This is a genomic window from Ralstonia sp. PBBBR1 (assembly GCF_002256165.1).
GTDB lineage: Bacteria > Pseudomonadota > Gammaproteobacteria > Burkholderiales > Burkholderiaceae > Ralstonia > Ralstonia thomasii.
On record NZ_NKIL01000007.1, the window covers coordinates 308,169 to 320,531 of the forward strand.

6 protein-coding genes and 1 riboswitch are annotated in these 12,363 nt (G+C 65.2%); of the genes, 4 read left to right on the plus strand and 2 right to left on the minus strand.

Features of this window, described 5'->3' with window-relative positions; genetic code table 11:
- Positions 1-126 precede the first annotated feature (126 nt).
- The gene (locus CFE42_RS14925) at positions 127-1,788 is read right to left on the minus strand and encodes an acyl-CoA dehydrogenase family protein (protein ID WP_004628395.1); all 1,662 of its coding nucleotides are present in this window, start codon (positions 1,786-1,788) and stop codon (positions 127-129) included.
- A 626-nt stretch (positions 1,789-2,414) separates the two neighbouring features.
- On the opposite strand from CFE42_RS14925, the gene CFE42_RS14930 reads away from it, so the two are divergent.
- Positions 2,415-7,436, plus strand: a complete 5,022-nt coding sequence (locus tag CFE42_RS14930; RefSeq protein ID WP_004628393.1) for a putative Ig domain-containing protein — start codon at positions 2,415-2,417, stop codon at positions 7,434-7,436.
- A 72-nt stretch (positions 7,437-7,508) separates the two neighbouring features.
- Here the strand turns inward: CFE42_RS14930 and CFE42_RS14935 are convergent, their stop codons facing one another.
- Positions 7,509-8,669, minus strand: coding sequence for a nitronate monooxygenase family protein (locus CFE42_RS14935; protein WP_004628391.1), 1,161 nt, complete (start codon positions 8,667-8,669; stop codon positions 7,509-7,511).
- 215 nt (positions 8,670-8,884) lie between these two features.
- A riboswitch (TPP riboswitch) is annotated at positions 8,885-8,986 on the plus strand.
- Between the two features lie 99 nt (positions 8,987-9,085).
- On the opposite strand from CFE42_RS14935, the gene thiC reads away from it, so the two are divergent.
- Genes thiC through thiS form a run of 3 tightly spaced genes read left to right on the plus strand, consistent with a single transcriptional unit; the run spans position 9,086 to position 12,363 of the window.
- Positions 9,086-10,993, plus strand: a complete 1,908-nt coding sequence (thiC, locus tag CFE42_RS14940) for a phosphomethylpyrimidine synthase ThiC (RefSeq protein ID WP_004628389.1) — start codon at positions 9,086-9,088, stop codon at positions 10,991-10,993.
- Positions 10,994-11,005: 12 nt separating this feature from the next.
- A complete protein-coding gene (locus CFE42_RS14945) occupies positions 11,006-12,151 on the plus strand; it encodes an FAD-dependent oxidoreductase (protein ID WP_004628387.1) in 1,146 nt (381 codons plus the stop codon).
- Positions 12,148-12,363, plus strand: a complete 216-nt coding sequence (gene thiS / locus CFE42_RS14950; RefSeq protein ID WP_004628385.1) for a sulfur carrier protein ThiS — start codon at positions 12,148-12,150, stop codon at positions 12,361-12,363. Before CFE42_RS14945 ends, thiS begins: the two co-directional genes overlap by 4 nt.

The following is a 12,363-nucleotide window of genomic DNA, read 5'->3' on the forward strand; positions in this document are numbered from 1 at the left end:
TGCGCTGAATGCGGGTATACCCTCAAGCACCTGTTCGGTGCGTGGATAAGCGGCCGGAGGTCGCGATGTGGTTTTGAGCGTTACACAAAAGCGTGCGCTCACATTTAGCCGCATCCCCAGGGTGCGCTACACGGGCCACGCGCGTTGCAGCACTGCGCCCAGTTCCTGCGCGTGTCCGTCGAGCGTGCCAAACACGCGGCCATGTTGATGATGGAAGCGGCTGGCGATAAAGCGCTCGGCGTCGTCCGGGTGGGCGTACGCCAGCATCAGCGCAGCCTGTGCCGTCAGTGCCAGCCCCTGCGCGATGCGGCGTGCGGAGGTTTCCTGGATGTCGCCCGGCTGATGCAGCATCGCCTGCAGCGCGGCCAGCTCCGCACGCACGGCACGGTGGCCGTGCGCGCGCTCGCCAATGTCGTGCACCAGGCGCAACGCATCGTCCGGCGTGCGGGCGATGGCGCGCAGCACGTCCAGGCACATCACGTTGCCTGAGCCTTCCCAGATGGAATTGACCGGCGCCTCGCGGTACAGACGCGCCATCGGGCCTTCTTCGACATAGCCGTTGCCGCCCCAGACTTCCATTGCCTCGCCGGTTGCTTCGATGGTGCGCTTGCAGACCCAGAACTTGGCTGCGGGCGTGACGATGCGCTTCCACGCTGCGGCCAGCGGATCGACATCGGCGCGCTCGAACGCGTCGCCCAGTTCCATCATCAGCAACGTTGCCGCTTGCGATTCGAGCGCGAGATCGGCCAGTACGTTGCGCATCAGCGGTTGGTCGGCCAGCAGGCGGCCGAACGCCATGCGGTGGCGTGCGTGGTGCAGCGCCTGCATCAGCGCGTGGCGCAGGATGGCCGCGCTGCCGATCACGCAATCCAGCCGCGTGTGTGTCGCCATCTCGATGATGGTCGGAATGCCGCGTCCTTCCTCGCCGATGAGGATGCCTTCTGCGCCGCGGAATTCCACTTCGCTGCTCGCGTTCGAGCGGTTGCCGAGCTTGTCTTTCAGACGCTGGATCTGGATCGGGTTCTTGCTGCCGTCATCGCGAAAGCGCGGGACAAAGAAGCACGACAGCGGCCCGTCTTCCGCGCCCATGCGCGCGACTACCAGGTGCGCATCGCACATCGGTGCAGAGAAGAACCACTTGTGCCCGGTGATGGCGTACGTCGCGCCACGGCCCTCGCCACGCAAGGGCGTTGCCACCGTGGTGTTGCTGCGCACATCGGAGCCGCCCTGCTTTTCGGTCATGCCCATGCCGACGAGGATGGCGGTCTTCTGGCGCCACGGCAGGTCACGTGCGTCATGTTCGCGGGCGTAGAGACGCGGCCCCAGATCGGCAAACAGCGCGGTCTCGTTCTGCAGCACGGGGATGCTGGCGAATGTCATTGTCGCCGGGCACAGCGTGCCGGATTCGATCTGCGCCTGCATGAAATAGCCCGCGGTGCGGGCGGCCCATGCGCCGGGGCGCGGGTCGGCAAACGGCAGGGCCTGCAGCCCCTGGCTGCGCATCAGGCCGAGCAGCGCATGCCACGCGGGGTCGAAGCGGATGGCGTCGATGCGCTCGCCAGTGCGGCTGTGGGTGTGGAGTTCCGGGTGGTAGGAGTTGGCCTCGGCGGCCCACTGCAGCGTCTCGGGCGCGCCGAGTTGGTCGCCGAAGGCTTGCAGCGCGCTGGCGTTCCAGCCGCCGCCCAGACGTTCGAGCGCGCCTTGCAGCGTGGTGTCGGACGTAAACGGGTTGAAGCCGGTCAGGTCCGGGACTTGGTTGAAGACGCGGTGCGTGGCCTCGGTGGGCATTGGGGGTCTCCTGGGTCACCTTTGTTTGTGAACACATGGTAGACCCGTGGCGGTTCGGCTGCGTAAACGGACTCCGTGGCGGGTGGCTGGTTGGTCGACCGCTCGCCATTGCGCGCCGCGCACCCTCGTAATGGAAATACAAATGCGAAGAGGCGGGTTTATTTAGACCGCCACTCCACAAGCGCTTATTCATTCGAAAATTCCAAAATGATCGGCGTCCGATATTTGAGTGATAAATGGTCTCTGTGTCTCAACGCCCGGTCATGCCGTCTCAATATGCATTCTATTAACGAGATAGTGCCGCGATATAAAGGGAAAAAAAGCCTAAAAAGCCTTGTGTGGTAACGGTTTCACCGGCGACCAGTGTTGACGGATGGGGAGGCTTTTCTTAGCATCGCGTCCGGATCAATGTGCCAGTCAAAATAAATAAGAAAGGCTGCGCTGGTCTGACGGGGGATTTCCAAGGGGTAACACGCAGCCATTGCACCGATTGTCGGTGCCGGTATGCAAATCCCACGCGCTATTCCCTCGTGACGGGGGAGTGCCTGGCAGCAGTCAGGCTCTGAATTTCGCAAGAACGCTCGAGAGAAAAAGCTCGCAAGACAGCGGGCCTGAACGAGGGAGAAATGCGCGTGCTCACACAAAACAGCCCGTTTGGCCGGCGTGGGGTTGCCGGATGGTCGATGTTCCGGCGTCTGGAGGCGCAGGGGCGGGAATGGCTGCGCCAGGGCCTGCTGGCCGTGCTGGCGATCTGGCTGACGGTGTTGTCGCAAGGAGCGCTCGCCGCTGCCTGCACCGTCTCATTCTCGACCAACATGAATGCGCAGAAGTCCTATGTCTTTACGGCTGCGGACACGAGCAACTGCGACCCCTTCCTATCCGGCATTGCTTACGATTCTTCCGGCGGTACAAACAGTTCATTCGGCCCGCTCTTTCTTACGGCGACCGCCCAAGGCGGCAAAGTCGCCATCTACAGCGGTTCGGTACCGCCATCGGGGGATCCGTATACCAATGGTTTCGTTTACACGCCGCCGAGTAACTTCAGCGGCACTGATACCGCCACGTTCTACACCAGCAATGACAGCGTCACCTGGGTGCCTAACGGTATCGTGAGCATTGCTGTAATCCCAACTGCGCCGACGGTGACGGGCATTGCGCCGAACACAGGGACGACCGGCGGCGGCACCTCGGTCAACATCAACGGCACCAATTTCACCGTCGCCACGGCCGTCAAGTTTGGCGCGACCAACGCCACCAGCTTCACTGTCAACAGCGCCACGCAGATCACGGCAACATCACCGGCGGGCAGTACTGGCGTTGTTGATGTGACGGTGACCAACGGCGGCGGCACCAGTACCACCAGCGCGGCTGACCGGTTTACCTACGTGCTGCCGCCAACCGCCGGTCCGACCAGCATTACCGTGGCGCACGGCAGTACTAACAACCACGCTACGGTGGACGTCACCGGTGCAACCAGCGTGGCTGTCGGCACGCAGCCGACCCACGGCACGGCCACGGTCTCGGGCGGGTCGATCACCTACACGCCCAACCCGTCGTACTCAGGCATGGACTCGTTCACCTACACGGCTAGCAATGCGGGCGGCACGACGGCGCCGGCCACAATCACCGTCACCGTGTCGAATGCGACGGTCAACTACGCGCCGTCCTCACCCGCTGGCGGCACTGTCGGTGCGGCCTACAGCCAGTCACTGGCGTCGGCCAGTGGCGGCACGGCGCCGTACACCTATACGATCGCGTCCGGCGCGTTGCCGCCAGGGCTGACGCTGACAAGCAACGGCATGCTATCGGGTACACCAACCGCCGATGGCAGCTTCAACTTTGCGGTAACCGCCACCGACAGCAGTACGGGCACGGGCCCGTTCTCTGCCACCAGCGGCGCGCTGTCGCTGGTGATCGGCACGCCAACTATTACCGTATCGCCGGTTTCGTTGACGAACGCGACGGTGGCTGCGGCTTACAGCCAGACGATAACGGCCAGCGGTGGCACAGGGCCATACACCTATGCCATCACCTCCGGTGCGCTGCCCGCCGGGCTCACGCTCAGTTCGGGCGGCGTGCTGTCGGGGACGCCCACGGCGGGCGGCACGTTCAACTTCACCGTGACCACCACCGACAGCAGCACCGGTACTGGCCCATATACGGGCAGCCGTACCTATACGCTGGTCGTCAATGCACCCACGTTGGCGCTCACCCCGGCATCGGGCAGTCTCAGTGCTTCAACCGGCGTGGCGTACAGCCAGACCTTCACAGGCAGCGGCGGTCTGGCGCCATACACCTATAGCCTTGCGGTCCATAGCGGGACGATGCCGACCGGTCTCTCGTTCAACACCGGAACCGGCGTGTTGTCCGGTACGCCGACCACCACGGGCGTGGTCAACTTCTCGGTGACTGCCACCGACCACGCAACGGGCGCGGGGCCGTACAGCACGTCTGGCACCTACACGCTGACCACCTCGGCGCCCACCATTACCGTGTCGCCCACCACCCTGAGTGCGGCGACTGTCGGCGCCGCCTACAGCCAGACTGCCGCGGCCGGCGGGGGTGCCGCGCCTTACAGCTACGCGCTGACTGCCGGTGCGCTGCCGACGGGCCTGAGCTTGAACGGCAGCACTGGCGCGATCACTGGTACGCCCACGGCGGGCGGCACCTTCAACTTCACGGTCACGGCTACTGATGCCAACAGCTATACCGGCTCGCGCGCGTACACCCTGACGGTCAACGCAGCCACCGTCTCGGTCAGCCCGAGCACGTTGCCGGGCGGCACCATCGCTACGGCATACAGCCAGACCATGTTGGCCAGCGGCGGCACAGGTCCCTACACGTATGCCGTCACGGCAGGTTCGCTGCCGACGGGGCTGACGCTGTCCAGCAACGGCACGCTGTCGGGTACGCCCACGGCGGGTGGGGTGTTCAACTTCACCGTCACCGCGACTGACAGCAGTACCGGAACCGGCCCTTACACGGGTAGCCGTGCCTACTCGCTGACGATTGGGTCGCCCAGCTTGACCATCACGCCGGCCTCGGGCTCTCTCAGCGGTGTCGCAGGCACCGCTTACAGCCGCAACTTCACGGCAAGTGGTGGTACGAACCCATACACCTATGGCTTCGTGGTGAATAGCGGCACTGTCCCCACGGGCCTTACGTGGAACGGCACCACCGGCAGGCTGGCAGGGACCCCAACCACGGCCGGCACGGTCAGCTTTACCGTCACCGCTACCGACAGTTCGACGGGGACGGGTGCTCCGTTTGCGGTAAGCGGTGTCTACACGCTCACCATTGCCGCGCCTAGCCTGACGGTATCGCCGGCCACGCTCCCCAACCCAGGGATTGCAACGGCGTACAGCCAAACCATAACGGCGGCCAACGGCACCGCGCCGTACACCTATGCTGTTACGGCGGGCGCATTGCCGGCTGGCCTGAGCCTGAACACCTCCGGGTTCCTGTCGGGTACACCCACCGCAGGCGGAACGTTCAACTTCACCATCACGACAACGGATGCCAACAGCTTCACGGCCAGCCGTGCCTACAGCGTCACCATCGGTGCGCCCACGGTCACGGTGAATCCGGCGGCCGCAACGTCGGCCCAAGTCACCACGGCCTACAGCCAGACCTTCACAGCTACCGGCGGTACCGCGCCCTACACGTACGCCGTCACCACCGGCACGTTGCCTGCGGGCCTGAGCTTGAACGCCAGCACTGGCGTTCTGTCGGGCACGCCCACTACGCTGGGCAGCAGCTCATTCACAGTGAGGGCCACCGACAGCAGCACGGGCACTGGCGCCCCGTACAGCGGTACGCGCAGCTTCACGATCACGGTGGGCCAGGTGATCGGCACCGCGCCGGCAATCACGGCCACCACCATGTCGACGGCACCGATCACGCTGCATGCAACGGCCAATGCAACCGGCGGTCCGTTCTCGTCCGTCACGATTGTCAATCCGCCTGCCAGCGGCACTGCCGTCGTCAACGGTCTGGACATCGTCTACACGCCGACCCAGACCACCTCCGGCGCAGTCAATTTCACTTATGCGCTGATCAACACGGCCGGCACGTCCGCGCCGATTCCGGTAACGGTCAACGTGAACGCCGTGCCGATTGCGGTGGCGCAGAGGCAGGCCATCACGTCGTCGGGCCAGGGGGTGAGCGTGGACTTGACCGAAGGCGCCACGGGTGGCCCCTTCACGGCGGCGACGCTGGTGTCGGTGGTGCCCTACAACGCGGGTACGGCCAGCATCGTGCAGAAGGCGATCCAGACACCGGCCGGCCTGAAGCCGCAGGCGGTGGCGGCATCGACGTACGTGCTGAACTTCACCCCGTCAGGCACCTACAGCGGCCAGGCCGTGCTGACGTACACGCTGTCCAACGCGTTCGCCACCTCGACGGCTGCAACGGTGCAGGTGAGCGTGGCGCCGCGCAAGGACCCCTCGGCCGATCCTGATGTGGCAGGTCTGATCAACGCGCAAGTGCAGGCCGCGCGCCGCTTCGCCACCACGCAGATTGACAACTACAACCGCCGCCTGGAAGCGCTGCACGGCACTGGCCGGGCACCCTCGAGCAACGGTTTGACGGTCGCCATGCCGGGCCATCGCGCAGACATGCAAGCGCGTTGCCAGGATGTGGCCGGCATTTCCGCGCACGATGCCTGCATGCGCGGTGACGGTCAGGGCGTGCGGCCATTCGCACGCGGCAAGCGCAACGCCGATGCGGCCAGCGGCAGCACCGACAAGTCAACCGCCGATGCCGGCCCCGATCTGCCCGGCGCTGATGCCGCCAGCGCGGGCCCGGACAACACCGACCCGAATCTCGCGTTCTGGAGCGCCGGTACGCTGGACTTTGGTTTTGCCAGCGCTGGCACGCAACGCTCCGGTTTCCGCTTCACCACAGGCGGTGTGACGGCCGGCGCGGACTACCGCGTGTCCGATCAGCTCTCGATCGGGGGTGGGTTTGGCTACGGGCGTGACTCCACCGACATCGGCAACGCGGGCACCAGGAGCACGGGCGACAGCTATAGCCTCGCGCTGTACGGCAGCTATCGCCCGCTGCCTTCGTTGTTCGTCGATGGTGTGGCCGGCTTCGGCACGCTCAGTTTCGACTCGCGCCGCTGGGTGACGGACTCCAACGACTTCGCCACCGGCAAGCGCAGCGGCAAGCAGGTGTTCGCCTCCGTGTCGGCCGGCTATGAGCATCGCGATCGTGCGTGGCTGATCTCGCCTTACGGGCGCCTGTCGGTCTCGCAATCGACGCTGGATCAGTTCACCGAATCGGGCGCCGGCATCAACGCGCTGACGTATTTCGACCAGACGGTGACGACGGTATCCGGCACGCTCGGCCTGCGTGCGGAATACACGCAGAAGACCAAGTGGGGCACGTTCCTGCCGTTCGCACGGGTGGAGTACCAGCACGACTTCAATGGGCAGAGCAATGCAGGTTTGGCGTATGCCGATCTGGCATCGGCAGGCCCTGCTTATTACGTGCCGGGTACACCGTTTGGGCGCGATCGCATGCAGATCGGGTTGGGGACAAAGTTCCGGACTGGCCCGCTCACGTTTGGGTTGGACTACAGCGTGATGGCGGGCATGGGGGGCTTGCAGCAGGGGGTTCGGTTGACGTTTGCTGCACCGTTCTGAAGCAACAAGCGGTAAGCGCTAACAAAAATCCAGCCTTCGGGCTGGCTTTTTGCTGGGCGAAATGTCAGCGCATCAGGGTGAAGTCGAGGATACCGCCGGCTTTTCCCCAGTCAGCAAGTAATGCATCAGTTCCCGCACCGGCCGAATCGCCTGCCCAAATGGGAGCTTGCCCGCACCGCGGAAAAACAATCCGCGCTCCACATCCCCACGCAGCGCCTGCGCAAGCTTCAGGTCAATGCAGAACTGCCCGACCTTGCCAATCCCATCCCGCAGCCCGCAGGTCTGCAAACAATCGAACCCCTGCAGACAATCCCGCACCTTGGCCTTGGCCTGCAGCGCGCTTTCGCGTGAGAGATACCGCGACAACCACGGCGTCATCACTGCCCGCGCCGGCAACCCAGCCACGCTGACAAACTCGCCGATATCCCCTTGCTCCGCGCCCGTCAGCACCCGCTTGAAGCGCACGTGCGCATCGCCCTCTTCCGTCACGGCAAATGCAGTGCCGAGCTGCACCGCAGCGGCGCCCTTGTCGAGCCAGTGCTTCACCTTGGCATGCGAATCGATGCCGCCCGCGAGGATGATCGGAATCTGCTCCGCCGCCAGTCCCAGCTTGATGAACAATTCACGGCATTCATCCAGCACGCGCGCAAACGAGAACCGCTCGTCTCGCAGATCTTCGATGCGGGCTGCGCCCAGGTGGCCGCCCGCATGTGTGGGATGCTCGATCACCACCGCGTCGGGCAGCCGCGCCTTCTTCATCCACCGTTTGAGCACGACGCCTACGCCGCGCGAGTCGGAAAGAATCGGGATGAGCGCCACCTTCGGATGCTCCGCCGTCATCTCCGGCAGATCGAGCGGCAGGCCCGCGCCCATGACGATCGCATCGGCGCCGCTCTCGCACGCCTGGCGCACCAGCGCAGGATGCGATTCCACCGCCTTCATCACGTTCACGGCGATCATGCCATTGCCTTGGCTGCCTTCACGCGCGGCGCGAATCTCGCGGTCCAGCGCAACGAGGTTGGCGGCGTTGATGGCGTCCTTGTCGCGCGATTTCTCGGTTGCGGCGACGAGATCTGCGTGGTGATGCCGCAAGTCGATGCTGGCGATGGTGCCGACGCCGCCTTCGCGCGCCACGGCGCCGGCCAGCCGGTGCGCCGAAATACCCACGCCCATCCCGCCCTGCACGATGGGTACGAGGCTGCGCCCCGCGAGTGTGAACCGACGCTCCAGCATGACAACTCCCAGCGGCAATGCCGCAATGCAATAGAAAAGGGATTGAGCGTCGCATAGGTGAAACGCGGCGGGGTTGCGCAAGATCAAGGCCGGCTGCGTCGGTGCGCGCCGCCGCACATTGCATGGCGGTTTGGACTGAAATGACCCGTCGGCCGTCACCTCATTGGTTTTCGTGCTGGCAACGCCGGCAGCCCTGTGCTTAAATTCAGCCTCGTTGGATGAAACAGGGGTGCCGTACGGATGGGCCGTGCGGCTGAGAGAGTCCCTTCGCACCCGATCCGGTTCGTACCGGCGTGGGAAGTTTCAGAACACCGCGTAGTCTCTGGCAGTCACCCATCAGGTTCTTCGGGTCACGCCACCTCTCCCGGTTTCGTCCACTGCCTGCTCCACCAGGCCACAGAATCTAGGACGAGACCATGCCCCAAGCCAAAAACGCCCCCGCCGCATCGTTCGACTCGCTGCAGTCCGAGCTCGACCAGAAGTTCGCCTATCCGGCCTCCAGCAAGACCTACATCAACGGCAGCCGCCCGGACATCCGCGTGCCGATGCGCACCATCAAGCAGACCGCCACGCGCACCGACAAGGGCGAGATGCTGAACCCGCCGGTGCCGGTGTACGACACGTCGGGCCCGTACTCCGATCCCGATGTGCACATCGACCTGCAGGCGGGCCTCGCCCCGCTGCGCGCCAAGTGGATCGACGAGCGTGGCGATACGGAAATCCTCTCTGGCCTGTCGTCCGAATACGGCCAGACGCGCGCCAACGACCCGGCCACGGCGCCCCTGCGCTTCTCGCACATCTCCAAGCCGCGCCGCGCCAAGGCCGGCGCCAACGTGAGCCAGATGCACTACGCGCGCCGCGGCATCATCACGCCCGAGATGGAATACGTCGCGCTGCGCGAATCGCTGAACCTGCAGGCACTGCAAGACAAGCCCGAGTACCGCCAACTGCTCAAGCAGCATCCGGGCTTCTCGTACGGCGCGAACCTGCCGCAGCGCCCGGAAGACATCACGCCGGAATTCGTCCGTGCCGAAGTCGCCGCGGGCCGCGCGATCATCCCCGCCAACATCAACCATACCGAGCTGGAGCCGATGGCCATCGGCCGCAACTTCCGCGTGAAGATCAACGGCAATCTCGGCAACTCGGCGGTCACCTCGTCGCTGGCCGAGGAAGTGGAAAAGATGGTGTGGGCGATCCGCTGGGGCGCCGACACGATCATGGATTTGTCCACCGGCAAGCACATTCACGAGACGCGCGAATGGATCCTGCGCAACTCGCCGGTGCCCATCGGCACGGTGCCCATCTACCAGGCGCTGGACAAGACCGGCGGCGTGGCTGAAGACCTGACGTGGGAGATGTTCCGCGACACGCTGATCGAGCAGGCCGAGCAGGGCGTGGACTACTTCACCATCCACGCGGGCGTGCTGCTGCGCTACGTGCCGCTCACGGCCGACCGCATCACCGGCATCGTCTCGCGCGGTGGTTCGATCATGGCCAAGTGGTGCCTGGCGCATCACAAGGAAAACTTCCTGTACACGCACTTCGACGAGATCTGCGAAATCATGAAGGCGTACGACGTGTCGTTCAGCCTGGGCGATGGTCTGCGCCCCGGTTGCATTGCCGACTCGAACGACGCCGCGCAATTCGGCGAGCTGCACACGCTGGGCGAGCTCACCAAGAAGGCGTGGGAGCACGACGTGCAGGTCATGATCGAAGGCCCGGGCCACGTGCCGCTGCAGCGCGTGCAGGCCAACATGGACGAAGAGCTGAAGCACTGCTTCGAAGCCCCGTTCTATACGCTGGGCCCGCTTGTGACCGACATCGCCCCGGGCTACGACCACATCACCAGCGGCATCGGCGCGGCCAACATCGGCTGGTACGGCACGGCCATGCTCTGCTACGTCACGCCCAAGGAACACCTGGGCCTGCCGGACAAGGAAGACGTGCGCGAAGGCATCATCACCTACAAGATCGCCGCGCATGCAGCCGACCTTGCCAAGGGCTGGCCGGGTGCGCAGCTGCGTGACAACGCGCTGTCGAAGGCACGCTTCGAATTCCGCTGGGAAGACCAGTTCAACCTCGGCCTCGATCCGGAGAAGGCACGCGCCTTCCACGATGAAACGCTGCCGGCCGAGGGCGCCAAGATCGCGCACTTCTGTTCGATGTGCGGTCCGAAGTTCTGCTCGATGAAGATCACGCAGGAAGTGCGCGACTACGCGGCCACGCTCGACGCCAACGCCACCGCCGCCGCAGTTAACCCAACTGCGGGCATGGAAGAGAAGTCGATCGAGTTCCGCAAGAGCGGCAGCAAGATCTACAGCTAACCCACCGGTGCAATGCCAACCTCAACTTCATTCGACGTAACGATCCTCGGTGGCGGCCTCGCCGGCCGCCTGTGTGCCTGGCAACTCGCGCAGACGGGGGTGCCCCCCGCGCGCATTGCCTTGGTGGAGCGCGGTCCGCGTGACGGCAGCGGTGCCGCGGCGTACGTTGCCGCGGCCATGCTGGCGCCGCTTGCCGAAGCCGCCGTGGCCGATCGTTTTGTCGTGGACTTGGGGTTGGCAAGCCTGGCGCTGTGGCGCGATTGGTTGCCCAAGCTGCGCACGCCGGTCTTCATCCAGGAGGCCGGCACGCTGGTGGTGTGGCATGCGGCGGACCGTGGTGAGGCGTCGTTGTTTGCCAACCACGTGCGCAATGCCGCGCCGCCCGAGCGCGTGGCCGCCGATCTGCGTGCCGTGGACGCGTCCGGCATTGCCCAACTCGAGCCGCTGCTCGCACAACGCTTCACGCAGGGGCTGTATCTGGCAGGCGAAGGTCAGCTTGACCCGCGCGGCGTGCTGGATGCGCTGGCGACCGAGCTGGAAGCGCTCGGCGTGCAACTGCGCTGGAATACCGAGGTTGTCGATCCGAGCCCCGACGCACTGGCTGCCGCCGGGCTGGGTGCGCGCCTGGTGCTCGATTGCCGGGGCCTCGGTGCCAAGCCGCAGTGGCCGCGACTGCGTGGCCTGCGCGGCGAAGTGGCGCGCATCCATGCGCCGGACGTGTCGCTCACGCGGCCGGTGCGCATGCTGCATCCGCGCTACCCGCTCTACATCGCGCCCAAGCCGGGCAATGTCTACGTGATCGGCGCGACCGAGCTGGAATCCGACGACATGTCGCCAGCAAGCGTGCGCTCCACGCTGGAATTGCTGTCTGCGGCCTACGCCGTGCACCCCGCGTTTGGCGAGGCGCGCGTGCTGGAGCTGAACACGCAGTGCCGCCCGACGCTGCCGGACCACCGTCCGGCCGTCCGCTGGGATGGCGCTGGCACGTTGTCGGTCAATGGCCTGTACCGGCACGGCTACATGATCGCGCCCGCCGTCACCCAAGCCGCGGTGGCAGCGGCGTGCGACGTGCTGGACGGCTGTGCCTTCGATACGGAAGACTGCGAATGGCCCGAGCTATTCGCCGCCGCTGCGTCGCCTGAACCTGTTTTGTCATGACGCTGAACGTCACCCTCAACGACCTGTCGCTGGCCCTGCCTTTGGGCAGCACGCTGGCCGACGCCATTGGTGCGGCCACGCCGCAACTGCAGATCGCGCCGCCGTTTGCCGCATCCGTGAATGGCGATTTCGTGCCCAAGGCGCGCCATGCGCAGCACGCGCTCAAGACAGGCGACCGCATTGCACTCGTGCAGCCCGTCGTGGGCGGCTAG